The organism is Acinetobacter sp. G11 (assembly GCF_049808495.1).
In the GTDB taxonomy this organism is placed as follows: Bacteria; Pseudomonadota; Gammaproteobacteria; order Pseudomonadales; family Moraxellaceae; genus Acinetobacter; species Acinetobacter kookii.
Map to the genome: position 1 here is coordinate 97,783 of NZ_JBNCAT010000001.1, position 24,007 is coordinate 121,789.

At 43.1% G+C, this 24,007-nt stretch carries 23 protein-coding genes; 13 read left to right on the forward strand and 10 right to left on the reverse strand.

From position 1 onward, the window contains the following. The first annotated feature begins 115 nt into the window (after positions 1-115). The gene (locus tag ACPUEY_RS00485; protein ID WP_395518920.1) at positions 116-1,018 is read left to right on the forward strand and encodes an AEC family transporter; all 903 of its coding nucleotides are present in this window, start codon (positions 116-118) and stop codon (positions 1,016-1,018) included. 82 nt (positions 1,019-1,100) lie between these two features. Here ACPUEY_RS00485 and ACPUEY_RS00490 read toward each other — a convergent pair whose 3' ends face one another. The 6 genes from ACPUEY_RS00490 to ACPUEY_RS00515 all read right to left on the reverse strand — a co-directional run bounded on the left by ACPUEY_RS00490 (position 1,101) and on the right by ACPUEY_RS00515 (position 5,588). Beyond that, the gene (locus tag ACPUEY_RS00490; protein WP_086196432.1) at positions 1,101-1,388 is read right to left on the reverse strand and encodes a PA4642 family protein; all 288 of its coding nucleotides are present in this window, start codon (positions 1,386-1,388) and stop codon (positions 1,101-1,103) included. Between the two features lie 196 nt (positions 1,389-1,584). Further along, complete coding sequence (gene minE / locus ACPUEY_RS00495; RefSeq protein ID WP_086196431.1) at positions 1,585-1,857, reverse strand: cell division topological specificity factor MinE; 273 nt, start codon at positions 1,855-1,857, stop codon at positions 1,585-1,587. A gap of 3 nt (positions 1,858-1,860) precedes the next feature. Continuing rightward, the gene (minD, locus tag ACPUEY_RS00500; RefSeq protein WP_086196430.1) at positions 1,861-2,673 is read right to left on the reverse strand and encodes a septum site-determining protein MinD; all 813 of its coding nucleotides are present in this window, start codon (positions 2,671-2,673) and stop codon (positions 1,861-1,863) included. A 66-nt stretch (positions 2,674-2,739) separates the two neighbouring features. Continuing rightward, the gene (minC, locus tag ACPUEY_RS00505; RefSeq protein ID WP_425120745.1) at positions 2,740-3,471 is read right to left on the reverse strand and encodes a septum site-determining protein MinC; all 732 of its coding nucleotides are present in this window, start codon (positions 3,469-3,471) and stop codon (positions 2,740-2,742) included. Between the two features lie 122 nt (positions 3,472-3,593). Then, a complete protein-coding gene (locus ACPUEY_RS00510) occupies positions 3,594-4,646 on the reverse strand; it encodes a preprotein translocase subunit SecA (RefSeq protein WP_425120746.1) in 1,053 nt (350 codons plus the stop codon). 18 nt (positions 4,647-4,664) lie between these two features. Next, the gene (locus tag ACPUEY_RS00515; protein WP_131274156.1) at positions 4,665-5,588 is read right to left on the reverse strand and encodes an acyltransferase; all 924 of its coding nucleotides are present in this window, start codon (positions 5,586-5,588) and stop codon (positions 4,665-4,667) included. A gap of 248 nt (positions 5,589-5,836) precedes the next feature. Here ACPUEY_RS00515 and ACPUEY_RS00520 point away from each other — a divergent pair, with 248 nt between their 5' ends. The 10 genes from ACPUEY_RS00520 to ACPUEY_RS00565 all read left to right on the forward strand — a co-directional run bounded on the left by ACPUEY_RS00520 (position 5,837) and on the right by ACPUEY_RS00565 (position 16,267). Next, a complete protein-coding gene (locus ACPUEY_RS00520) occupies positions 5,837-6,487 on the forward strand; it encodes an OmpA family protein (RefSeq protein ID WP_092819843.1) in 651 nt (216 codons plus the stop codon). 135 nt (positions 6,488-6,622) lie between these two features. Next, a complete protein-coding gene (locus ACPUEY_RS00525) occupies positions 6,623-8,662 on the forward strand; it encodes a UvrD-helicase domain-containing protein (protein WP_092819842.1) in 2,040 nt (679 codons plus the stop codon). A 50-nt stretch (positions 8,663-8,712) separates the two neighbouring features. Then, positions 8,713-9,165: a dUTP diphosphatase gene (gene dut / locus ACPUEY_RS00530; RefSeq protein WP_166171142.1), complete on the forward strand. Its 453-nt coding sequence runs from the start codon at positions 8,713-8,715 to the stop codon at positions 9,163-9,165. A gap of 455 nt (positions 9,166-9,620) precedes the next feature. Then, positions 9,621-11,045, forward strand: a complete 1,425-nt coding sequence (locus ACPUEY_RS00535) for a phosphomannomutase/phosphoglucomutase (protein WP_425120747.1) — start codon at positions 9,621-9,623, stop codon at positions 11,043-11,045. Positions 11,046-11,055: 10 nt separating this feature from the next. Then, complete coding sequence (gene argB, locus ACPUEY_RS00540) at positions 11,056-11,964, forward strand: acetylglutamate kinase (protein ID WP_425120748.1); 909 nt, start codon at positions 11,056-11,058, stop codon at positions 11,962-11,964. A 150-nt stretch (positions 11,965-12,114) separates the two neighbouring features. After that, the gene (locus tag ACPUEY_RS00545; protein WP_425120749.1) at positions 12,115-12,909 is read left to right on the forward strand and encodes a GNAT family N-acetyltransferase; all 795 of its coding nucleotides are present in this window, start codon (positions 12,115-12,117) and stop codon (positions 12,907-12,909) included. A gap of 83 nt (positions 12,910-12,992) precedes the next feature. Continuing rightward, positions 12,993-13,841 (forward strand): class II glutamine amidotransferase, encoded by an 849-nt coding sequence (locus ACPUEY_RS00550; protein WP_425120750.1) that lies wholly within the window; start codon positions 12,993-12,995, stop codon positions 13,839-13,841. Positions 13,842-14,267: 426 nt separating this feature from the next. Beyond that, a complete protein-coding gene (locus tag ACPUEY_RS00555) occupies positions 14,268-14,723 on the forward strand; it encodes a bacteriohemerythrin (RefSeq protein WP_092819837.1) in 456 nt (151 codons plus the stop codon). Between the two features lie 138 nt (positions 14,724-14,861). Then, positions 14,862-15,944 carry a hypothetical protein gene (locus ACPUEY_RS00560; RefSeq protein ID WP_131274152.1) on the forward strand — a complete coding sequence of 361 codons (1,083 nt, stop codon included), beginning with the start codon at positions 14,862-14,864 and terminating at the stop codon, positions 15,942-15,944. Beyond that, complete coding sequence (locus ACPUEY_RS00565) at positions 15,944-16,267, forward strand: RnfH family protein (protein WP_425120751.1); 324 nt, start codon at positions 15,944-15,946, stop codon at positions 16,265-16,267. Before ACPUEY_RS00560 ends, ACPUEY_RS00565 begins: the two co-directional genes overlap by 1 nt. A gap of 45 nt (positions 16,268-16,312) precedes the next feature. Here the strand turns inward: ACPUEY_RS00565 and ACPUEY_RS00570 are convergent, their stop codons facing one another. Continuing rightward, the gene (locus tag ACPUEY_RS00570) at positions 16,313-16,711 is read right to left on the reverse strand and encodes an outer membrane protein assembly factor BamE (RefSeq protein WP_092819834.1); all 399 of its coding nucleotides are present in this window, start codon (positions 16,709-16,711) and stop codon (positions 16,313-16,315) included. A gap of 112 nt (positions 16,712-16,823) precedes the next feature. Here ACPUEY_RS00570 and fur point away from each other — a divergent pair, with 112 nt between their 5' ends. After that, on the forward strand, positions 16,824-17,261 hold the full coding sequence (gene fur, locus ACPUEY_RS00575) for a ferric iron uptake transcriptional regulator (protein ID WP_092819833.1): 438 nt from the start codon (positions 16,824-16,826) through the stop codon (positions 17,259-17,261). A gap of 71 nt (positions 17,262-17,332) precedes the next feature. On the opposite strand, the gene ACPUEY_RS00580 is transcribed toward fur, so the two are convergent. Both ACPUEY_RS00580 and ACPUEY_RS00585 read right to left on the reverse strand, forming a co-directional pair. Then, complete coding sequence (locus tag ACPUEY_RS00580) at positions 17,333-18,454, reverse strand: PilT/PilU family type 4a pilus ATPase (RefSeq protein WP_425120752.1); 1,122 nt, start codon at positions 18,452-18,454, stop codon at positions 17,333-17,335. 26 nt (positions 18,455-18,480) lie between these two features. Continuing rightward, complete coding sequence (locus ACPUEY_RS00585; RefSeq protein WP_092819831.1) at positions 18,481-19,518, reverse strand: type IV pilus twitching motility protein PilT; 1,038 nt, start codon at positions 19,516-19,518, stop codon at positions 18,481-18,483. 123 nt (positions 19,519-19,641) lie between these two features. On the opposite strand from ACPUEY_RS00585, the gene ACPUEY_RS00590 reads away from it, so the two are divergent. Then, positions 19,642-20,334 carry a YggS family pyridoxal phosphate-dependent enzyme gene (locus ACPUEY_RS00590; protein WP_131274149.1) on the forward strand — a complete coding sequence of 231 codons (693 nt, stop codon included), beginning with the start codon at positions 19,642-19,644 and terminating at the stop codon, positions 20,332-20,334. 71 nt (positions 20,335-20,405) lie between these two features. Here the strand turns inward: ACPUEY_RS00590 and ACPUEY_RS00595 are convergent, their stop codons facing one another. Beyond that, positions 20,406-24,002 (reverse strand): AAA family ATPase, encoded by a 3,597-nt coding sequence (locus tag ACPUEY_RS00595; RefSeq protein WP_425120753.1) that lies wholly within the window; start codon positions 24,000-24,002, stop codon positions 20,406-20,408. Positions 24,003-24,007 lie beyond the last annotated feature (5 nt).

Here is a 24,007-nt window from a genome sequence, read left to right on the forward strand (position 1 = left end):
TTTCTTGAGCACAATTGGAAGATATCAGGTAAATTAAGTGAATATTCATTAAAAACAAAAGTATCATGCAGCTCAGGAAAAGACTGAAATATTTCATTAAGGATACAGATAGAGCATGAATATTGTCATGGCGCTATTTCCATTGATCATTTTGATTGCAATGGGATATCTACTTAAACAGACGCGTTTTCTCACAGATGAATTTTGGGGAAACTCTGAAAAGCTCAATTATTTTATCTTGTTTCCTAGCTTGCTCTTTTTGAATTTATCTCATGTCGAGCTGGATATGGCTACCGTATCGAGCATGCTGGGAATCTTGATTTTGATAATCTTGCTGGCAGCGATGGCTCTTTTTGTGGTCAAAAAAATCTATAACATTCCGGTACAGCGTTTTGGCGTGTATATGCAAAGCCAGGTGCGCTTTAATACCTATATCGGCCTGTCGCTCATGGCATCTTTATTTGGACCGAAAGGCATGCAAATGTTTGCCATGTTGATCGCTGTCGCGATTCCTTTAGTGAATATTTTATCGGTACTGGCATTATCGACCTTGAGCTGGCAAACTCTTGGAAAAACCGTTATTTCGATTAGCAAAAATCCGTTAATTCTCGGCTGTATTGTAGGTGTAGGTTTTAATCTTCTGGATTTGAGCGTCATGCAAAGTGTTGAGCAGCTATTTAAACTGCTGGCTGCCATGAGTTTGCCTTTGGGCTTGCTGTCAGTCGGTGCAGCACTGCAATTTGATCAGTTCAGAACAAATATCTATCGTTTATTGATGAATGTGTTTGGGCGTTTGCTCATCATGCCCATTTTGGCATTTGCAGTATGTTGGGCTTTTCATCTAAGTCATTTAGAGCGCATGATTCTGGTGGTGTTTTTTAGTTTGCCGACCGCTTCTGCCTCTTATATTCTGACCCGGGTGTATCAAGGCGATCATCGATTAATGGCGGCCGTGATTAGCTTGCAGACCCTCTGTTTTGCCGTGACTTTTCCTGCATTGATGCTCTTGCTGGCTTAAAATAAAACGCTTAAAAGAAAATGAGTGTGATAAAAAAATACCTGGCTGTTCTATGCAAACTGCCAGGTATTTTATGGATTACTTAAGCAAACTTGGCAAGTACTTCCAGGAAGCCTTCGCTTTGGCGCGGGTACTGTGCAATCACATCATGAATGCGTTGACCTTCAGGATTGGTGGCATTGACATCACGGCCATCGGCAACGAATTGAGTCAGTAAACGCTCATAATCATTTGGACGCATATGCTTGAATGCGTGATAAAGCACATGAAAATCAGCATTCACGCCTGCAGGAGGTAGCTGAGTTAAGTAGGCAAATACACGCTCATCTGACCATTCTTCATTGAACGTTGCTGGCTGAGATAATGCCATCGCAATCTCCTTGGTATACGGATTAAAAAAGGCAAAATATGAGGCTAGACCAGCAAACTTAAAGCACTGCTTTAAGGCTTTGCCTAGTCGCAAGACTTGAAGCTATGCTTCAAGTGAGCTGAATGGGATAAAATACCAGTTCAGCAAGCCTCATATTTTGCCTTGATTCAATTTGCTTGACTAATCAAAATTCGGATTATCGCTCTTCAGGCAAATTGATATTCATTTCTAACATTTCAATATTGGCTTCAGAACGAACCGACATTTGAATGTGCTGTTCATCTACGCCGCGGACATAACGGTTGACCACCTGCATGATTTCTTTTTTCATGAGGTCAATCTTTTCCTGGCTTAAGCGTTTGCCTAAACCTTGTTCAGAGGCAACAATAACTTTTAAGCGGTCTTTAGCCGTCTGTGCGCTTGATGGTTTATCCTCACTACTAAACAGTTTACTCCAGAATCCTGCCATTTCTTACGCTCCAAATAGTCTTGCCAACCAACCTTTAGGTTTGACTTCAATGTGACGGTAAGGACGTTCTTCACCCAGGAAGCGTGCTACAAGGTCATCATAAGCCTGACCCGCAGCTTCTTCAGTAAACAGAATAACCGGTTTACCTTCGTTAGATGCTTGCAGTACGCTCTTACATTCAGGAATAACCCCCAGTGTAGGGACACGTAAGATATCTTTAGAAATATCGTCAATGGTTAACATTTCTTGTTTATCGGCACGTTCAGGGTTGAAACGTGTAATACAAAGATGCTTACGGATACGACCTTCGTTTTGTTCTACTTTTTTGGTTTTGCTGTCAAGCATACCAATAATGCGGTCAGAGTCACGTACCGAAGAAATTTCCGGGTTGGTCACAATGATCGCTTCATCTGCATGGTACATGGCCATGATGGCACCGCGTTCGATCCCCGCAGGTGAATCACAAATAATGTAATCAAATTCTTGAGAAAGTTCATCCATAACACGTGCAACACCTTCATCGGTCAAGGCATCTTTGTCACGGGTTTGTGATGCAGGCAAAATGTATAAATTTTCAATATCTTTGTCACGAATAAGCGCTTGTTGAAGACGCGCTTCGTTATTCAATACATTCACAAAATCATAAACAACGCGACGTTCACAACCCATGATTAAATCCAGGTTACGTAAACCCACGTCAAAGTCGATCACAACAGTTTTGTGACCACGAAGGGCTAAACCTGTTGCAAAAGATGCACTTGTAGTAGTTTTACCTACACCACCTTTGCCTGATGTTACGACAACAATTTTCGCCACCGAATCCACTCCTGTTATGGTTCAAACCCCTTTTTAAATATGGGGCTTTTGGTGTTTATTTATACATTAAAACTCGAGAACTTCAAATACAAGTTCTTGATGATCATTCAAGTAAATATGGACAGATTTTTTCAGGACATGCTGTGGAATGTCATCCGCCACACAATATGTCCCTGCAATCGATACCAGTTCTGCTTCCAGGGAATGGCAGAAAATACGTGCTGCACCGTTCCCGCCTGCGCCGGCGATGACTCTACCACGTGCGCTACCATAAATATGTATATTTCCTGAAGCAATGACTTCAGAGCCGCTATTGATCCCGGCATTGAGAATAATATCGCCATGATCCTGGACCAGGCATTGACCGGTACGCAAAATTTCATCGTGATAAGAAGTCACATGGCTGATGACACGACTTGGTTTTGCAGGCGCTTCGTCGGTGTCTTGGGTTGGGGCAGGCTCAACTTCAGGCTTGGCCTCAACCACTTGTTCTTTCGTGGCTTTAATCCGTTGTAAGGGTTTGTTGTCTGCGGGCAGAATAGGAAACTGAATGGCACGTGCTTCATTGGAAAGAATGCCGTCAATCACGCCCATCGGCTGTAAGTCCAGACTGATCAATAACTGAATCAGTGCGATCAGCTCCTGTTCTACCGTGCTGTCAATAATGACCAGCGTGCCATGAGAAGCAGTCTCTTGAAGCATTTGAGTCAATTGCTGGCGGATTGCATTGTGATCATTGGTGTCAAAAGTTAATCGGGTAAAATTAACCATTCTGCCTGTAATCCGTATATCAGCCATAATTATTCCTTAAGACTTCTGACTCATTAATTTTATGTCGAAGTGATGTTGTAAATAGAGCAAATGCTAGAACAAATTGCAGCTTTTCTCTAGCCACGTTTTCAATATTTTTAATCTCATGATCATTCTTTAACTTGATCATGCTGTTCCAGAATTTGTTGCCATTGTTTTACTTTCACTTGCTTGCGAATGGCTTCTAAACTCTCAAAAACAGCCGATTCCACCAGTTTTTCTACATGGGTATTATTTTCAAATTGTATTTGGCTGATTTTATTTGAAATTTCTAAATATGCCAGATTTTTTTCATTTTTATGACCATATGCAAAAGGTTCAATCAGCCCCAGCGTGATGTTTTCTCCCAAGCGTTGTCCGATGCTCTGGATCTGTTGTTCTATGCGCCCTCCCACAATCGGAATCAGGCGCAATAACTGGGTGAGTTCAGGAGTGTCTTCAATGGCGCGATTGACAATATCGCCGACATTTTCAGCAATCATGATTTTTTGCGCTTGCAGCTCTTTGCCCAAAGATTCTTGCAAAATATCCGCCAGGGCAGTGGCAAACATGTCACGGTGATGGGCAACCAGATCTTCAATCAGTTTTTTATGTGTGGTACTGGTGGAAAGTTCACGTTTTATGCCATCTAAAACCGTAAGTACAATACGGCTGGTGAGTTCTTCAAGCAACATGTGGTAATAAAATTTGGCCCGCCGATACCAGGCGTCCGGAATAACTTTATAACCATGCTGGTACAGATTGTAGGCGATGGCCCCGGCACGTAATAAACGTAAAAAACGCAGCTGCGGAATAATCGATAGAATTTCATACCAGTGTATAAAAGGAAAGAAAAACCAGCGTTTATGATGCTGCGCAATAATCGCAATGGCCCAGCGAACCAGCAGCTCAATCACCAGAAAACTGGTAAACCAGCTTTCTGTAATGATGACCCAGGGACGCAATGAGTTACGGTAAAACTGCAGCAGTTCAGGAAGATGAATGAAGTCAAACAGCCAGCCACCGAAATCACTCATCAGGATGGCATTGGCACTGAGACAGAACAGGTTGATGATGATCAGAACCATCATGAAAATGTCATAGCCCAGTGCCACTTTCCATCCCCAGGTGCCTTTTTTTACAAAAGAAAAGGTGGGGGATGTGATCTGATCGTCTTGCTTCATTTTTTTCCTTGCGTGTGTTTAAGCTTTTGCTGCCAACTCTTGCTGCATGCGTTCAATCAGCTGGTCTTTTTCAGTCCATAGCGTATGAACCCATTGCTGAAAACGTTCACGATATTCAGCATCATCTTCATAATTACCGCCCAATACCCAGCCTGGAATTTCAATTTTACGCAAATTCACCGCAATGCGATTGACTTCGCCTAGCCAGAAATCGCCATAACCCGGTGCCCCATCCGGATAAACAATGGTCATGTCAACCAGCGCATCAATCTTGTCGCCTAAAATATTCAGCGCCAGGGCCAACCCGCCGGCTTTAGGTTTAAGCAAATGTTTGTAAGGAGATTGCTGCTGCGCATGTTTCTCTGGCGTAAAACGCGTACCTTCCAGATAGTTCAATAAGGTAAACGGTTGACTTAATAACTGTTCACAGGCCTTACGCGATTCTTCCATGTCACGGGTTTTCAGTTCCGGATTTTTGGCAATCTGTTCCTTGCTATGACGCTTCATCATCGGGAAACCTAAAATTTTAAAGGCTTGCCCGACAAAAGGAATAAAGATCAGCTCCCATTTGGTAAAGAAACGGGTAAGTGGCATGCGGGTTAAACCAAAGTACTGATTTACTGTAGTATCCACCCAGCTTTGATGGTTACAGGTCATCAGGTAACGGCCTTGCATACTGAGCTCTAAACCTTCTTCAATCGTGATATCCCACTTTAAGTTGGGTAATATATGCTCGATTAGCCAATTGTTGACACTGAGCCAGCTGTTGGTAATTTTAATGTTGGTTTCATCTACTTTGCGTGATTTTTTAATGAGTTTGGTTAATCCCAATGCGAGTACGGGTGGCCCATGAAAAAAAGTGCTTCCGGTAATGACCGAACCGACAGTAAGCCCGCGAGATATTTTTTTTAATATCGGTTGCTTGGTATTTTGAGATGACATATAAAAAACGGCCTTAATAGAAAATCATCGAAGGTTTTTATTCAGTATTGAATATAATTGCAGAATTTAAAATAAAAAAGTCTATTCATACAAGTATGAAGAAATTGTGCGGAAGTTATTCTTAAGATCCGCAATAAATATTACAAAATGTAACTAATGCATGTATTATTTACAAAAAATCAATGGTATGCCCATTTTTTTTAATTCATTATTCCACCATACGATAAAACACAAGAAGGAGGCATGCGATGCGTGCACTAGCAATTTCAGCAGCGGTAGCAGGGGCATTAGTTCTATCTGGCTGTCAAACTGCCGGTAGTACAGGCGGTATGGAATACGATAAAACAGCAATTGGCGCATTGGTTGGTGCAGCTGCTGGTTATGGTATTTCTAAAGGTAATGCAAATACAAGCGCGCAAAATAACCGTGCAGCTGCAATTGGTGCAGTAGTAGGTGGTGCAGCGGGTGTTTACCTTGACAATAAAGAGAAAAAATTACGTCAACAAATGGCGGGTACTGGTGTAGACGTTACACGTAATCCGGATGGTTCGGTTGGCTTGATTATGCCGGGTAACATTACTTTTGATACCAACAAGTCAAATATCAAACCTAACTTCTACGCGACTTTGAACAAGGTTGCGCAAACACTGACTGAAGACAACAAGAGCGGTATTCTTGTAACAGGTTATACAGACAGCACTGGTAATGACTCGATTAACATTCCATTGTCTCAAGCACGTGCTCAATCTGTAGCGAACTATCTTGCCGGTCAGGGCGTGGCACGTACGCGTATTAATGCACAAGGTCAAGGTTCAGCGAACCCGATTGCATCAAATGCGACTGCTGAAGGCCGGGAACAAAACCGCCGTGTAGAAATCAGCATTTACGCGGTTCAATAATTCTTCATGAATGCATGCTGAATTGAAAAGACCACCTTCGGGTGGTTTTTTTATGAATGTCAAATTTGTATTTTAGGTTATGCAAGTTTGGCGCAGATGACTATAATCGAGCTCCAATCAATACGAGGAAATACTATGTCGTCGGCAAGTCAACTCAATGACAAGCAACTTGAAGCCATGAAATATACTCAAGGACCCTTGTTAGTACTTGCAGGGGCTGGTTCTGGTAAAACCTCGGTGATTACGCGAAAAGTCGCACATCTGGTTAAGAATTGCGGTATTCCGGCGCATCGTATTACTGCCATGACCTTTACCAATAAGGCAGCACGCGAAATGAAGGAGCGTGTCGGTAAATTATTGTCTCGTGAGGAAGCCAAAGGTCTGTCCGTTTCGACCTTCCATACCTTTGGTCTGAATTTGCTACGATTGGAACTCAAACATACGCCATTAAAAAATAATTTTTCTATTCTGGATGCCGATGATTGTAAGCGCATCCTGATGGATTTAATGCACCGTGATAATTTGTCCGGTGCAGAAAGTAAAGAGCTGATTGCCAAAGCCATGAAGATGATTTCGGACTGGAAGAATGACCTGATTCCACCGGAACAAGCTCACACCACCTGTGAAACCGCCGAAGATGTACAGTTTGCGCATTTATATCAGCTCTATGAGCGTAATTTGCGTGCCTATAATGCGGTGGATTTTGATGATCTGATCGTGATGCCGACCCGTTTGTTGCAGGAAAATGCCGAAGTTCGGGACAAATGGCAGAACCGGGTGCGTTATCTCTTGGTCGACGAATATCAGGATACCAATACGGCACAGTATATTCTGGTGAAACTGCTGGTCGGAGTGATGGGACAGTTCACGGCGGTAGGTGATGATGACCAGTCCATTTATGCATGGCGCGGAGCAAAGCCTGAAAATATGGCTTTGTTGAAAGAAGATTTTCCGAATCTAAAAGTCATTAAATTAGAACAAAATTACCGTTCGACCAGCCGTATCCTGAAGGCTGCAAATACGGTGATTGGCAATAACCCGCATATCTTTGATAAAAAGCTCTGGTCGGATAAAGGTCACGGTGAAGTGATTCGCGTGATTACCTGCCGTAATGATGATGATGAATCCGAACGTGTGGTCAAGGACCTGATCACCCATAAACTGATGAATGGGAAAAACTGGAAAGATTACGCGATTTTGTATCGCGGCAATTTTCAGGCTCGTATTTTAGAAACCCAGCTGCGACAAATGCAGATTCCCTACAAGCTTTCTGGCGGCCAGTCTTTCTTTGCGCGCGCAGAAATTAAAGACATCATGAGTTATTTGCGTCTGATTATTAACCCTGAAGATGACAGCGCATTTTTACGGATTATTAACACGCCGAAACGTGCTATTGGTCCGGTGACTTTGGAAAAATTGGGTCTGTTTGCGCAAGAAAATCACTTATCGCTGTTGGCAGCAGCAGGCGATCAGCGTTTAACGATGGCAATTCCGAAAAAAGCCACTACACAACTGGCTGAATTTGCCGATTTTATTGGCAATTTTACCCGAAATCTGCTGGATGACGACGAGCCTGTACCCATTATTCGCCAGATGATGCAGGAAGCGGGATATATTGATTACATTAAAGAAAATGCAGCAACCCCAGCACAGGAAAAAACCAAGCTGGATAATATTGAAGTGCTGTATAGCAGTATTCAAAGTCTGATTAACCGTGCCGAAGATGTTGATGACAAGAATATTGAAAGTGTGATTCGTAAAATGGTGCTGCTGGATATGCTCGAGCAGCAGCAGGAAGAAGAAGATACCGATAAAGTCAATTTGTTGACTTTACATGCGTCCAAAGGTCTTGAGTTTCCTTATGTGTATCTGATTGGTCTGGAAGAGGAAATTCTGCCGCATAAAAACTCGATTGCAGCCGAAACCGTGGAAGAAGAACGCCGTTTGATGTACGTGGGCATTACCCGTGCCCGTCAAGGCTTGACCATTACGCTGGCCGAGCAGCGTAAAGCGGGTGGCCAGATGAAACAGATGACACCAAGCCGTTTCCTGGATGAATTGCCGCAAGATGAGCTGGAATGGCTGGGTCGCAAGAAAAAACTGGCCGGCAATATTGACCCCAAATTGCAGGCACAGCATTATCTGGAAAATTTACGTGCGCTGATCAAGCGTTAATTCACCATTTAAACCATGCAACATTTAAACCATACAATTAGGAAAAACAAATGAAAGTTCAAGTGAAAGTACTCGATACACGTTTAGGCAATGAATGGCCAATGCCTACCTATGCGACTTCGGGTTCAGCAGGTTTGGACTTGCGTGCTTGTGTCGATGAAGCGACTGTGATTGAACCGGGCCAAACAGTATTGGTAAAAACCGGTTTGGCTATTTATATTGAAGATACAAATTTTGCCGGTTTAATTTTGCCGCGTTCAGGTTTGGGCCATAAACATGGGATTGTTTTAGGTAATCTAGTCGGTTTAATCGATTCAGATTATCAAGGTGAGTTGATGGTATCGGTATGGAACCGTAGCCAAACAGCATTTACCTTGCAACCGGGTGAACGTTTAGCACAGTATGTACTTGTTCCTGTTGTTCAGGCGCAGTTTGATATTGTCAATGAATTTGAAGCAACAGAACGCGGTGCTGGCGGGTTTGGCCATACGGGTAAAGGCTAAACCCTGATTTAGCATAAGTGAATAAAGCCTGATGAATACAACGGTGGGATTTGTCTGTATCAGGTTTTATTCTTAAATCTGGATAGGGTGAATAAAATATTCTTTATAAAACAAAGAATCAGCAATCATTTGATTTCAAAACTATAAGTCTGATTTGAATATGGGTGTATACTCGGAATAATGTTTTTATTTTTTTTGTAGATAATTGTTTTTAAATTAAATTTATTTGAATGCTTTTGTTTTTTAGCAGCATAAATTATATATTTATCAACCAAATAGCGGATCCATTAAGTAAATTTGTAAAAATTTTTTACCATTGCTTAAAAATATGAAATGCTTTTAGAATGTTAATCTTCTCATTTAATAAGATGATGCCCTGGTTGTGAATACTGAGCTAATCCAGCATGCCATAAAATTTTTATTTTATGGGTTATTCTAAAGTAGAAAATGTCATCATGAATTTTGAAAATAAAAAATTCCCAGCACAAATTTTTCGTGCCTATGATATTCGTGGAAAAATATCACTTTTGACTCCTGAGCTTGTCAAAGCCATTGCCTATGGATTGGTGATGCAATATCAAAAGTCAGGACAGACCCAACTGGCTATTGGGTATGATGCGCGCTTGACCAGTCCCCAATATGCAGAAATCATCAGACAAGTGTGTGCAGAAAAAGGGCTGCATGCCACAATTATTGGTTGTTGTTCGACACCACTTTTATATTTTATTGCCCGTCAGTTTGACGGTAATGGCATTATGCTCACAGCCAGCCATAATCCTAAAACAGATAATGGCGTGAAGTGGATTATTCAGGGCGAACCGCCTTGTCCAGAGCAGATTCAACAAGTGGCTGTCGCAGCTCGTTCGGTTTTTAATCCAGAAGAAAAAATACTGATTGAACCGATTCAACATGAAATTGTGGTGAAGTACTGCCTTGAATATCAACATGCGCTATTAAAAGATATCCAGCTAAAGCGACCTTTTAAGGTAGTACTGGAGGGCCTGAATGGTTCAGCCGGACGCTGTGCGGCTTTGGTGCTCAAAAAAATGGGCTGTGAACTGACGCTCATTCGCTGTGAGGCCAATGGCCATTTTCCTGATCACGAACCCGATCCGTCACAAGAGAAAAATCTGGCAGAGTTAAAGCAGGCCGTGCTTGAACAGCAGGCCGATATCGGTATTGCGCTGGATGGCGATGGCGATAGAGTCGTGTTGATTGATGAACATGGCACTACAATCTCCGCAGACCGGTTGTTGTCGCTATTTTCAGAAATGTGTCTGAAAACGCATCCCGGTCATGAAGTGGTTTTTGATGTCAAATGTTCGACCATGGTGGGAAATACCGTGCGTCATCTGGGCGGTCAGGCCAAAATGATCCGTACCGGAAGTTCTTTTTTACGGACCTATATATCGCAGTCCCAGGGCAAAGCCGTGTTTGGCGGAGAATATGCAGGTCATTATGTGTTTAATGACGGGCGCGGTTTTGGCTATGATGATGGCTTGTATGCTGCATTAAGGGTACTTGAATATCTTGACCAGCAGGCTGATTTAACCCTGTCCCAGGCCTTAAAGGCATATCCGGAACGTTGTTGCACTGAAGATACCTATATCAGTACGCATAATATGGAGCCGAAGGCGGTATTGCATGACGTGGAAATGAAAAGTCAGGATTTTGGTGCCCAGTTAAGTAAAATTGATGGGGTACGACTTGATTTTGAAGATGGATTTGGCATTATTCGAGCATCGAATACCGGCGAATATTTTACAGTGCGTTTTGATGCGGATAATCCTGTAAGATTAAACGATATTCGACATACATTTGTTTCCATGTTAAGTGACCGATATCCTCAAATCGCACAAGACATTTTAGATGCTCAATAAGGAGAGGCGAATGCCACATCAGCATACTGGCATCGACAAAGCACAAATTTTGACAGAAGCTTTGCCGTACATTCAACGTTTTGCAGGTAAGACGCTAGTAGTGAAATATGGTGGCAACGCAATGACCGATCCGGAGCTGGAAAGCTCGTTCGCGCGTGACATTGTATTGTTGAAAACGGTCGGTTTGAATCCAATCGTGGTGCATGGTGGCGGTCCACAAGTCGATTCGTTCTTGAAACAGTTAGGCCGCGAATCTGACCGTATTGATGGCATGCGCGTCACTGACCCTGCAACCATGGAAGTGGTGGAAATGGTCCTGGGCGGTAGCGTGAATAAATCCATCGTCAATCTGATCAACCAACATGGCGGTCGTGCCATTGGTCTGACCGGTAAAGATGGCAACCTGTTACGTGCCCAGAAGTTATTGATGGAAAAAACTGCTGAAGATGGCATGGTCAAGCAGATTGACCTTGGCCTGGTGGGTGAAGTGGTTGGGGTGAAAACTGACGTTCTGGAAATGTTTACCCAGGGTGATTTTATTCCAGTCATCGCACCGTTGGGTGTAGATGAAGAAGGCAATACCTATAACATCAATGCCGATTTGGTGGCGGGTAAAGTGGCTGAAGCTTTAGGCGCAGAGAAACTGATTCTTCTGACCAATATCACCGGTGTACTCGACGAAAATAAAAACCTGCTGACAGGCTTGACCACTCAGGAAGTCGACCGTTTAATTGAAACCGGCGTGATTTATGGCGGCATGATTCCGAAAGTGGGCTGTGCACTGGATGCTGTCAAAGGCGGTGTAGTGAGCGCGCACATTGTGGATGGCCGTGTTCCACATGCCACTTTACTGGAAATTTTTACTGATCACGGGGTAGGTACTTTAATTACCAACCGCACTCATTCGAAAAAGGTTTAATCGGAACGACCCTTTGCAATAAATTGTAAGCTAATATAAATAAGCCTCATTTTAATGAGGCTTTTTGTTTTGGATTTGTTGTTATTTGATCATAATAATGTCATCTTGATTGCCTAGTGTAGAACAATAACAAAAGCAAGGTCTTATAAAATGTTTGATCAGTTGAATAAATATGATAAAAATTCTGAATTTCCCTTTCAAAAAGGTTTGGTTACAAGCTCTCCATATAAGTTTGAATGGATTGAAGATTTAAAAACTTTACAGGAAGCTCAGCGTTTCCGGGCAATGCAGTTTTCACAGCAGTTTGGCATTCAGTTTGAATCTGGCCTGGATCAGGACTTGTATGATTTTGGCTGTGAACATGCGCTATTGCGGGATAAATGGAGTAATGAAATTGTTGCTTATACGCGCTTAAAACTGTTTCAAGGCCATGAATTAAAACAGAGCTATAGCCAGCAGGAATTTAAAATTGTTCAAGCGTTCAGCCACTTGGATAATATCGTCGAAATCGGGCGAACTTGTGTGCACTCGCGTTACCGCTCTGGAAAGGCTCTTTCGGTACTATGGACGAATCTGTTACCTAAAATCGTGGAGGAGATGCGGGCCAAATATTTAATAGGTTGTGTCAGCATTCGCATGCAAGGCAATGAGTCACGGGCGTATTATACTCATCAGCATATCAAGGCATTGCCGCAGCAATCTATCTGCAATATTCAGTCTCAGCAGGCATTTGAGCCGCCATACCCGCAGTATAGTTTCCAGCAGGATGAACGCATTCCAAAACTTTTTGATGTTTATCTGAACATGCAGGCACAGCTGTCCACTCAGGCTTTTTATGATGAAGCTTTTAATTGTCTGGATTATTTTGTCTATCTGGAAGTAAATCAGCTGACTAAAAACTTTATTCTGCAGAAAAAATCAGAACTAAGTCTTGAAAATGCATAAGAAACCTTGATTTTGCTGTTTGTAATGGGCAAAGGAGTAATGCAAAATAGCATGGTGGTGGATTAAACAGATGATGAAGACTTATGTGCCAGTTACTCGGAATGAATTGTGCTACGCCCACGGATGTGACTTTCTCGTTTCGTGGTTTTTCTCAGCGTGCTGGCATTACATCAGACCATTGTGATGGCTTTGGCATTGCTTTCTTTGAAGATAAAGCCTGCCGACTTTTCGTCGATAATCAATCCGCAGTTGAATCACCGATTGCTGAACTCATTCGTAATTATCCCATTAAATCACGCAACGTGATTGCACATATCCGTAAAGCCACTCAGGGTAAAATCAATCTGGAAAATTCGCATCCCTTTAGCCGTGAGCTTTGGGGGCGGCAATGGATTTTTGCCCATAATGGCGATTTACACGACTTTAATCCAACTTTATCGGGTCGTTTTACTCCGGTCGGCAATACCGACAGTGAGCGTGCCTTCTGTTATTTGTTAGATCAACTTGTACTTAAATTTGGTTATCATGAACCCAAGCTCGATCAGGTGTTCGATTTATTGGCAGAAATTTCTCCAAAAATAGCCGAACATGGCACCTTTAATTTCTGCCTGTCGAATGGTCAGGCATTATTTACTTATGCGATTACCAAATTGCACTGGTTGGTACGTGAATATCCTTTTAAACCGGCACAATTGATTGATCTCGATGTTGAAGTTGATTTCAGTCAGGTGACGACACCAGAAGATCGTGTCGCCGTCATTACCACAGAACCTTTAACCCAAAATGAAACCTGGACCGCATTTGTACCAGGAGAGATGATTTTATTTCAGGATGGCCGACCGGTTCGCAAAAAGCAGACTTATGTTGAACGCTTGGAACGTGAACGCTTGAATCCGGCTTTGAAACGAATCACCAAGGCCGATCAATATTAGTAATATTCTTTCCCCAGGTATAAAAAACACCATATATGGATTCCTATCTGGTGTTTTTTATATAGCGAGAAGTTTTTAAATGCATTTTTTATGTTTTAAGTGAGTGGTTTATAGGATTTAGCTTAAATAGTGGCAATAAAGCACGTTTTTTATCATTAATTTATATTCATTAAATGTTTGAAAAGATAAGAAATAGAGAGACAATACTTTATATTAAAATTAACGGCTGTTTTTTTTGAATATATTGGTTAAAAAATACTTTATCTTTTTAGTGGGTCTTTAAATATAATTGAATATATATCAATGATTTATATTTGTTTTATAAAAAAACCTAAAAGCCGACTATTTTGGTGCATTTTTATTTGTTGAAAATCAATATATTATGAATTTATGTGATTAATCGGTTATATCTAATAGGTGGTCGTAATGAAAATGAAATGGGTTCCAGAATATAATACTGGCATCGATGTGATTGACGATCAGCATAAACGAATTCTTGATTATATTAATGAAATTGATGACATCGTTGAAAATACCGACCGTGCGCGTATTAAACAGATTCTTGATAATATCATTGATTACACTCAGTCGCATTTTACTTTTGAAGAGTCTTTGCAGGAAGAAGCCGGTTATAAATACCGCGTACCGCATAAACGTGTGCATGATTTATTCATTAAAAAGATTGAATCGTATCGTAGCCGCTTTGAAATGGGACAGGCGATTGAAGGTGAATTACATGAAGTGCTTTCAAAATGGCTGATCAATCATATTCAGCACGATGATGCCGATTATGTCGGCGCGGTAAAAGAAAACATGATGGGTATTATTAAAGAAAAAGAAAAGAAAACAGGTAAAAACTGGTTTGCTCGTTTTTTCTCATAAAAGAGAAACGAGATAACAACAATTAAAAAGATAATCATTTTGCGCAGCAAATCATTAGGCATAATGGTTTGCTTTTTCTTTTTGATTTTCACTTATGAGAAAGGCAAAATAGCGAAAGACTTTTTTTAGGAACGCATCATGCAGGACAATGCGATGTCACGATGGCTATCACCGCTGATGGCATTTTGTTTATCTTTTATCATCATTGCCACTTTAGCACCGATTGTAGGGATTCAGCTTGATCGTCAGCTTGATTTTTGGCTGTTATGGTTAGCTACCATGCTTATTTTGGCTTTGCCGATCTGCTATTTGGAAATTGCATTGGCAAAGCGTTCTAAAACAACAGCTTTAAATGCTTTGTCCAGCTTGACCCGGGATGCGGATGCCTCGCAAAAATGGCGTATCGTTGGCTGGCTGGCCGTGGTCTTTATTCCTTTTCTGGCAGGTGGCATGTTGTCGAATGCGAGCCAGCTGCTGGGACATTTTGCCGCTAATGCAATTGCACCGCATCTTTTATTTATAGCCCTGGCTGTTGTTGCTATTTTAGTTTCATTTGCACCGCGAAAAATTATTCTGCTTTTAACGGTGATTGGGGTTTTTGCTGCTTTTATTCTGGCCAATGTGATGGGAACACCTTTACCGTCTTGGCATGTAACACCGGTTGAATTTAGCGAGTGGGGCAGTGCAACCGTCCTGGCACTGGTGGCAAGTGGTTTAGGCATGGGCTTGTACTGGCAAACTAGTTTGCCTGCGGTTCAACAGCAAGATATGGCAAGCAAAACCGTATTGCCGATCTGGATCGCGCAGTTAGTTGCGGTAATTGCTTTTGCTTTCTTTGCTGCTAATGCACAAATCCCAAGCCTGGCTTTGGTGGTTGCTGTCGTGAGTGCTGCGGCATTGTTATTGCAAATGGCGCGTGAACAGCTGTTGCAGCGTCAGTTGAATATCGTGATTCAATGGTTGCTTATTCTAGCTGCCGTATTTGTTTGGGCAATTCCTGCAATGAGCCCGATTTTTAATACACTATTGATGCTTTGGGGCTTAGTGATCTGTCTCATCTATGCCATTTTTGCCGGATGGATCATGAAGATTAGCCATCTGCGTAAGGCGATGAATTTCAGCAATGAGTTATTTTATAACCTGTGGCGTATTGCTGTTCGTGTGGTGTTACCTGTTTCGATTATCCTGGCGATGATCGCAATTATTGGGCAATTGTTCTGATGAGTGAGCTACAACAGGTTTGGGTCGCCTATGCGGCACCGGAGCAACAGTTTCATATTGCGCTGCCTTTTCGGCAAGGCATGACCGCTTTAGAGGCGATTGAACAAAGTGGTATTCGGGCACAGGTTGACTTGGCAGAACCGCTCGCTCTGGGAATTTTTGGCGTGCGCCTGAAAGATCTGCATCACATCTTGCAAGCCGGTGACCGTGTCGAGATTTATCGACCGCTCACCATCAATCCGAAGGATATTCGACGCAAACGTGCAGCAGCCAACCCGGTTGGGCGATATTGTCGTGGAAATCGCTTTAAACAATTGAAGTGATAAGAAAAACCCCTCAACGAGGGGTTTATTTTTATTTTAAAGTGTCTATAGTGGTGGCGCAGTTAAAATCGCTTCTTTTGAGCCTGGCAAGCCAGGTTGAGATTCTGGAATGGTTTCTAGACCTTCAATCTTTTGCACCGTACCGGTTTGATCGAAGTAAATTTTTAAATGTTGACCATGGGCTGCCGGAATCTTGGCTTTTTTCGCATAAGTTCCTGGTATATAGTTGTAAATGTAGTCCCAACGTAAAGGATTCATTGGATCTGTTATTGTAGGGCTACCCAGCAAAAAGCGGACTTGTTGGTGACTCATACCGACTTGAATTTTTGACGCTTGTGCTTGAGTTAATGGTGTTCCTTGAGGAATATCAACTTTATAAACGCCCAAGGTCGAACAGCCTGCGAGCAGTGAAGTGACGAATAACGTCAACATGATTTTTTGCATTTTGCTACACTATCCCAAATTAATTATGATGCATTTGATCCAAGGATAGATCATACTGCATCTTAACTTTGTTGCATATTCCAACTTTAAATTTGTTGAGAGACCCTTTTACATGCCTATTTCAAATCAAGATTTACGCAAAGCTGGACTTAAAGTTACGCTTCCACGAATAAAAATATTGGAATTATTAGAAAATTCAAGACAACATCATTTAAGCGCAGAAGATATTTATAAGACTCTACTGGAACAGGGTGAAGATGTCGGTTTAGCAACTGTGTATCGCGTGTTAACACAATTTGAAGCTGCAGGCATTATCCAGCGTCATCATTTTGAAAATAATCATTCAGTTTTCGAAATTATGCAAGAAGATCATCACGATCATATTGTCTGCCAGAATTGCAATAAAGTAGTCGAATTCACCAATGACGTAATTGAACATGAGCAACATGAAGTGGCTGAAAAGTTTGGCTTCACTTTAACCGGTCACTCTTTGAACCTTTACGGTTATTGTGATGCGGCAGAATGCCAGGAAGCATTACGTAAAAAATAACACTGACTTGGAATCAGTTAAAAAAAAACAGGCTTTATTTAAAGCCTGTTTTTTTGCATTTTAATTAAGTTTTAAGCCTGGCCATCGAAAGTAATATTCGAACTGGCACGCATTAAGCGATCGCCACCTTCTTCCGACAACTTGATTTGCAAGCGCAGATCGTTTGGTGAGTCGGCATGCTTAAGTGCATCTTTATAGCTAATTTGTTTGGCTTTGTAGAGGTCAAACAGGGCCTGGTCAAAGGTCTGCATGCCCAGTTCACGTGAACGTTTCATCAGGTCTTTAATTTCATGTACATCCCCTTTACGGATCAGGTCTGAAATTAAAGGCGAGTTGATCAGGATTTCAATCGCTGCACGACGTGAGTTGCCATCTATGGTTGGAATCAATTGCTGCGCTACAATGGCTCTTAAATTGAGCGATAAATCCATAAACAGCTGGTTGTGTCGGTCCGCTTCAAAGAAGTGAATAATACGGTCAATGGCCTGGTTGGCGTTGTTGGCGTGCAGGGTGGCAAAAACCAGGTGGCCGGTTTCGGCAAAGGCAATGGCATAGTCCATGGTTTCGCGGGAACGAATCTCACCAATCAGAATCACATCGGGTGCCTGACGCAGGGTATTTTTCAGTGCTACTTCAAAGGTGTCGGTATCAATCCCGACTTCACGCTGGGTGATGATACAGCCGGCATGTTCATGAATAAATTCAATCGGGTCTTCAATGGTAATGATATGACCTTTGGAGTTCTGGTTGCGGTAGCCAATAATGGATGCCAAAGAGGTGGATTTACCGGTACCGGTTGCACCGACGAAAATGATGATGCCGCGCTTGGTCATCGCCAGTTCTTTTAAAATTGACGGTAACTTGAGGTCATCCATAGTCGGAATTACAGTTTCAATACGACGTAAAACCATACCTGGCTGATCGCGCTGTTGAAATGCACTGACACGGAAACGCGCAGTTTTGTCGCGGTTGTTGATGGCGAAGTTACATTCGCGTGTTTCGGCAAATTCTTTACGCTGCTTATCACTCATAATCGAGTTTAAAAGCTGCCCCACCACTTCACCAGTCAGTTTGGCTTTTGCGACGGGCACAATCTGACCATTAATTTTCATGGATGGTTCAACGTCGGCCGTAATAAACAAGTCCGATGCTTTCTGTTGAATCATCAAATTGAGCAAGTCATTAAAATCCATAATAAGAACCCCAATCCGTTTTCAAATTATAAGAATGCTTCTGGCTGTTTCGCCATTGTGCGGGCCGTTTGCGGACTGATCACACCTTTTGCAACCAGGTTTTTTAAACTTTGATCAAGCGTGGTCATGCCGTAGTTGGCACCGGTTTGAATGGCAGAATACATTTGCGCCACTTTGTTTTCACGGATCAGGTTACGGATGGCTGGAATACCAATCATGATTTCGTGTGCAGCGACACGACCACCGCCATTTTTCTTGAGCAGGGTTTGCGAGATCACCGCTTGTAAGGATTCAGACAACATGGCACGTACCATGTCTTTTTCTTCGGCCGGGAATACGTCAATCACACGGTCAATGGTTTTTGCCGCAGAGGTGGTATGCAGTGTACCGAACACCAGGTGACCGGTTTCAGCGGCAGTCAGTGCCAAACGGATGGTCTCAAGGTCACGCATCTCTCCGACCAGGATAATATCCGGGTCTTCACGCAGTGCTGAACGAAGTGCTTCGTTAAAGCCATGGGTATCACGATGAACTTCACGCTGGTTGACCAGGCATTTTTTGGATTCGTGTACAAATTCGATCGGGTCTTCTACAGTCAGGATATGGTCATAACGCTGATCGTTAATATAGTCGATCATGGCCGCCAGGGTGGTGGATTTACCCGAACCTGTCGGTCCAGTCACCAAGACGATACCGCGCGGGTAATTACAGATATCTTTAAAGATTTGACCCATGCCCAGATCTTCAATTGTCAGTACTTTTGAAGGAATGGTACGGAACACTGCACCTGCACCGCGGTTCTGGTTAAATGCGTTCACACGGAAACGGGCTACCCCTGGAACTTCAAATGAAAAGTCGGTTTCTAGCTTTTCTTCAAAATCACGACGCTGTTTGTCGTTCATAATGTCATACACAAGTTTGTGTACTTCTTTATGTTCCAAAGCTGGCAAGTTAATACGGCGGACTTCACCATCGACACGGATCAGTGGCGGCATCCCCGCAGATAAGTGTAAATCTGATGCCCCGTTTTTAGCTGAAAACGCTAAAAGTTCAGTGATATCCATAATTTCCCCGAGTTCATTTAAATGTTATTTATTTTGATAGAATAATAAGGCTTTCCCAAAGCTTAACCAACAGTTAGTTGCAAGGGAAGGCAAAAAAAGATGAATGAAATGAGAACCTCGTCAATGAATAGTCTTCAACAGTCACGAAATCAAGTTATACAGCAAATAGAAGATGCCTGTAAACATGCCCGGCGCAATGTGGAAAGCGTACAGTTGCTGGCTGTTTCAAAGACCCATCCAAGTGAGTCTTTGCGCGAAATGTACCAGACCGGACAACGTGCATTTGGGGAAAATTATTTACAGGAAGCCTTGGATAAAATGGAGTCTTTGGGTGATCTGGATATTGAATGGCATTTTATTGGTCATGTGCAGCGCAACAAGACCAAGCATCTGGCAGAAAAGTTTGCCTGGGTACATGGGGTAGACCGTCTGATTATTGCAGAGCGCTTGTCGAATCAGCGTGAGGCGAATCAGGCACCACTGAATATCTGTTTGCAGGTCAATATTGATGCGCAGGACACGAAAGATGGCTGTCAGCCGAATGAAGTGGCTGAGCTGGTTAAAAGCATCAGCCAGCTACCGCATTTAAAATTGCGTGGTCTGATGGTGATTCCCGCACCGAATAATCCGCAAGCATTTAGCGATGCCAAAGCCTTGTTTGAAAATGTAAAAACTGAACATGCTCATCCTGAAGACTGGGATACTTTGAGTATGGGCATGTCGGGGGATATGAATGAGGCGATCGCCGCAGGCTCGACCATGGTTCGTGTTGGAACGGCGTTATTTGGGGCACGAGATTATTCTAAACAGGCGTAACTTTAAATCAATTCTCCCTTGCAGAGCAGTCTCCTCATCCATTGAAAAAGAAGTGGATTTAATTGAAGTCATTAGCCAATGACTTCAATCGTGCTTGCACCTGCTCCCAGAGGCTTGACCTGAATCTGTACCGGAATGCGTTCGTGCATTTCCTGAATGTGCGAGATCAACACCACTTTACGGCCCTGATTTTGCAATTGATCCAGGGCATTCATCACCATATATAAAGATGAGGCATCCAGCGTGCCAAAACCTTCATCGATAAACAGGGATTCAATTTTCATCGAACCTGAAGCCATGTTGGCAATCGCCAGGGATAAGGCAAGGGCAGTCAGGAAGGATTCTCCACCTGAAAGTGAGGCGACGGAACGCGTTTCACCATCCATGTCATGGTCAATAATTGCCAGACTCAAGGAGTGATCCAGACGTTTCAAGGTATAGCGTTGCGACAGCATCGCCAGTTGCTGGTTGGCATGCTCAATTAAAATATCCAGATTGTATTGCTGGGCATAATCGCGGAATTTCTTGCCGCTGGCATCGCCCATCAGCCCGGAAATTTTGCCCCAGCGGTGTTCCTCCTGCTGGATTTTCTGGATCTGATCGGCATATTGCTGTTGCTTGATGAGATTACGCTGATGCAATTCAAGTTTCAGTTTTAACTGGTCACGGGTTTCCAGCTGGGCCTTTAATGCCTCAAGATTTACGCTGATCAATTGCGCGAGCTGTTCAAACTGCATGTCCGGCATCTGCAAAAGATGTTCTGCATGCTGTTCCTGCATGGTCTTCAGGGCAGAGGCGGCTTCATTGAGCAGGCGTTCGGCATTGTGCAGTTTGCTACGCATCTGCTGCTCTTGCTCGGCATTGATCTGAATCAAGTCTGCCAGGTCATCATGACTAAAATCTGCATGTTGTGTTAACCAGTGTTCAGTTTCAGTCTGGCATTGACCGGACGCTTTCAGGTTTTGCTGATGCTGGGCCTTAAGCTGTTCCAGTTCGCTTTTTTGCTTTTCATAGTCAAGGCGTAACTTCTCAAAGCTTTGTTTTAATTGATGATAATTCTGTTGCAGTTGCTGACGCTTAGTATCATGTTCTGCCAGCCATTCATTCGGCTTGAGCCCGGTTAATCCGGTCATGCCATGAATGAGCTGATTGGCTGTATCGGTATTGTGTTGTCCCTTTAAGGCAATCTCTTGTAATGCCTGCTGTGTATCCAGCAGTTGCTGATCGAGATTCTGTTGATGGGTGTTGGATATACTGAGCTGCTGCTTTTGCTGATCCAGCTGTTTGTTGAATGCATCTAATTGCTCTAACTGCAAGGCACGCACATTTAAGCGTGTTAAGGTCTGCTCGGCAAATGGGGTACTGTGCTGCTGCCAAGCCTGCTGTTCGGTTGCAGTAAGACAGTCCCGGATATGCTGAACTTGCTGCTGTAAATGTTTTGCGGAGGTAATTTGATGTTCAGTACTGCTGATGGCCTGAATCAGTTGCTGCTGGGCTTTGGAATTTTGGCTTAAGTTTTCCAGCTGATGCTCAATAGCCGAAATGTCCTGTTTAAGCTGCTGAAGATGCTGCGTCATCTCGGCGTTCATTTGATCGTGAGATTGCTCCAGGTTCAGCTGTATGTTTACCTGATGCAGTTGCTGAGCCAGTTCATTTTTAAAGCCTGACAATTTTTCCAGCATTTGCTGGTGGGTGTGGGTGGTCTGGGTCAACTCTGCTTGCAGGGTGGCGAGATTTTGCTGCGCTGACTGCCAGTTATTAAAGCAGTCCTGTTCCTTGCCCAAGGCCTGCTCTTCCTGCTGCTGTTGCAGTTCAAACAGGGCTTTGGAGACCAGGGTTTCATCCTGACGGTAAGGATGTGAGGTGCTGCCACACACCAGGCAGGCTTCTCCGGCTTTAAGCTGCATGCGTAAATGTTCAATATTTTCAGCATGCAGCAGTTGTTGTTGCTGTAAAATCTGCTGCAACTGAATCCGTTCAGCTTTGGCCGTTTGAAAAGTTTGCTCTGCCTGTTGAGCGATTTTTTCAGCTTGCCGAGCCTGGCTGTTGAGTTGAGCCAGCTTAGCATTCAATTGATGGGACCCGGTTTGCAGCTCAAAATAATCTTTCAGTTTCTGCTGTATAAAGCCGAACTGATTGAGTTGTACCAGTTTCTGTTCACGTGACTGGCGCTGTTGTTCCAGCCGGATTTCAATCTGTTCAGCCGGACCAAATTGGGCAATCAACCGATCTAATTCAGCCTTGTTTTCGGCAAGTCTGGTTTCAGCTGTACTGATCTGCCCCAGACTATTTTCAATATTTTGATATTGCACAATAAACTGGCTTAATTGCTGGATATGCGCATTTAAGCCTTTATCCAAACTGGAAAATTGCTGGCTCTGTTGCAGTTGCTGGTGAAGCTGGCTTTGTTGCTGCACAAGCTGCTGAATCTGCAATTCAATCTTTTGCTGTTGGTCCAGTAAGGGTTTTTGCTGATGTTCCAGCTGGAGCGAACGGGCTTTAATCTTTTTGTATTCTTCGCCAATAAAATCCCGTTCCTGCACGCATTGACGCACCTGTAGCAGGGCGTCATGATGTTGCTGTTCAAATTGCTGCAAACTGTTCAAATCTGTTTCAGCTTGAATATATTTGACTTTTTCGGCTTCAAACTGATAGCTTAATCCATCAAAACTGTTTTGAGTAGACTGAATTTGCGGTTCCAGTTGCTGCTGGGCTTTGAATAACTGCTGCTGCTGAAAAACAACCGGGCGAATGCTGGAAAATATTTGCAGACGGTTTAAACGGTCCTGTTCAGGCGCCAGATTTTGCTGAAGCTGTTTTTGCTCCTCATAAGCCTGCTGCTTGTGAATAATTTCACTGTCCAGTTTTTGCTTGCGCTCAAACCATTGCTGCTGTTTTTCCAGTTGTGCTTTTTCATGTTCCAGCTGTTGATATGCCTGATTCGCCTGCTGAAATTGATGGGTTAATTCAGTAATTTCTTCCTCGGATAAAATTTCAATGTGTCCGAGAATGTTCTCTATTTCTTTACGCTGGTTGGCAATCTGTTTGGTTTTTTCATAGGCCAACTGGCCAATTTTGCCAAAAATACTGGAATTGGTCAGATATTCCAGCAGCTCACCGCGTTCATTATCGCGGGCTTTTAAAAACGCCGTCACTTCCGATTGAGCCAATAACACCGCACGGGTAAATTGCTCAAAACTGAGCTGGCAGATTTGGTGAATATGCGCATCGACGGCTTTGGCTTTATCGGCAATCACCACGCCATCGGTCAGGCATTTTAAATACCGCTGTACACTTTGCAGTTTGCCATCGACTTTTTCACGTGAACGTTTCAGCTCCCAGCGCGCAAGATAGCGTTTCTGGTCCTGCGCGACAAAGCAGACTTCGGCAAAGCCATGCGCGGTGCCCCGGCGCAAAACCGTCAAAGGCGAGTTGGTCAGTAACTCTGAACCATCCACATCCTGCAATTTTCCGTCGCTGTCTTTTAAACGTGGAATCTTGTTGAACAGTGCCAGACACATGGCATCCAAAATGGTGGATTTCCCGGCACCGGTTTTGCCGACAATGGCAATCAGGCCCGCACTGGCCAAAGGTTCACTTTCAAAATCAATAAAATGCTCACCTGAAAGGGAAGCTAAATTTTTTATACGAATGGATAAAATTTTCATGGACA

Excerpts from the sequence above, each read along its gene's own strand:
- ACPUEY_RS00485 (WP_395518920.1), top strand. The coding sequence starts at position 116 with ATGAATATTGTCATGGCGCTATTTCCATTGATCATTTTGATTGCAATG.
- ACPUEY_RS00490 (WP_086196432.1), bottom strand. The coding sequence starts at position 1,388 with ATGGCATTATCTCAGCCAGCAACGTTCAATGAAGAATGGTCAGATGAG.
- minE (WP_086196431.1), bottom strand. The coding sequence starts at position 1,857 with ATGGCAGGATTCTGGAGTAAACTGTTTAGTAGTGAGGATAAACCATCA.
- minC (WP_425120745.1), bottom strand. The coding sequence starts at position 3,471 with ATGGCTGATATACGGATTACAGGCAGAATGGTTAATTTTACCCGATTA.
- ACPUEY_RS00510 (WP_425120746.1), bottom strand. The coding sequence starts at position 4,646 with ATGAAGCAAGACGATCAGATCACATCCCCCACCTTTTCTTTTGTAAAA.
- ACPUEY_RS00515 (WP_131274156.1), bottom strand. The coding sequence starts at position 5,588 with ATGTCATCTCAAAATACCAAGCAACCGATATTAAAAAAAATATCTCGC.
- ACPUEY_RS00520 (WP_092819843.1), top strand. The coding sequence starts at position 5,837 with ATGCGTGCACTAGCAATTTCAGCAGCGGTAGCAGGGGCATTAGTTCTA.
- ACPUEY_RS00525 (WP_092819842.1), top strand. The coding sequence starts at position 6,623 with ATGTCGTCGGCAAGTCAACTCAATGACAAGCAACTTGAAGCCATGAAA.
- dut (WP_166171142.1), top strand. The coding sequence starts at position 8,713 with ATGAAAGTTCAAGTGAAAGTACTCGATACACGTTTAGGCAATGAATGG.
- ACPUEY_RS00535 (WP_425120747.1), top strand. The coding sequence starts at position 9,621 with ATGAATTTTGAAAATAAAAAATTCCCAGCACAAATTTTTCGTGCCTAT.
- argB (WP_425120748.1), top strand. The coding sequence starts at position 11,056 with ATGCCACATCAGCATACTGGCATCGACAAAGCACAAATTTTGACAGAA.
- ACPUEY_RS00545 (WP_425120749.1), top strand. The coding sequence starts at position 12,115 with ATGTTTGATCAGTTGAATAAATATGATAAAAATTCTGAATTTCCCTTT.
- ACPUEY_RS00550 (WP_425120750.1), top strand. The coding sequence starts at position 12,993 with ATGTGCCAGTTACTCGGAATGAATTGTGCTACGCCCACGGATGTGACT.
- ACPUEY_RS00555 (WP_092819837.1), top strand. The coding sequence starts at position 14,268 with ATGAAAATGAAATGGGTTCCAGAATATAATACTGGCATCGATGTGATT.
- ACPUEY_RS00560 (WP_131274152.1), top strand. The coding sequence starts at position 14,862 with ATGCAGGACAATGCGATGTCACGATGGCTATCACCGCTGATGGCATTT.
- ACPUEY_RS00565 (WP_425120751.1), top strand. The coding sequence starts at position 15,944 with ATGAGTGAGCTACAACAGGTTTGGGTCGCCTATGCGGCACCGGAGCAA.
- ACPUEY_RS00570 (WP_092819834.1), bottom strand. The coding sequence starts at position 16,711 with ATGCAAAAAATCATGTTGACGTTATTCGTCACTTCACTGCTCGCAGGC.
- fur (WP_092819833.1), top strand. The coding sequence starts at position 16,824 with ATGCCTATTTCAAATCAAGATTTACGCAAAGCTGGACTTAAAGTTACG.
- ACPUEY_RS00580 (WP_425120752.1), bottom strand. The coding sequence starts at position 18,454 with ATGGATTTTAATGACTTGCTCAATTTGATGATTCAACAGAAAGCATCG.
- ACPUEY_RS00585 (WP_092819831.1), bottom strand. The coding sequence starts at position 19,518 with ATGGATATCACTGAACTTTTAGCGTTTTCAGCTAAAAACGGGGCATCA.
- ACPUEY_RS00590 (WP_131274149.1), top strand. The coding sequence starts at position 19,642 with ATGAATAGTCTTCAACAGTCACGAAATCAAGTTATACAGCAAATAGAA.
- ACPUEY_RS00595 (WP_425120753.1), bottom strand. The coding sequence starts at position 24,002 with ATGAAAATTTTATCCATTCGTATAAAAAATTTAGCTTCCCTTTCAGGT.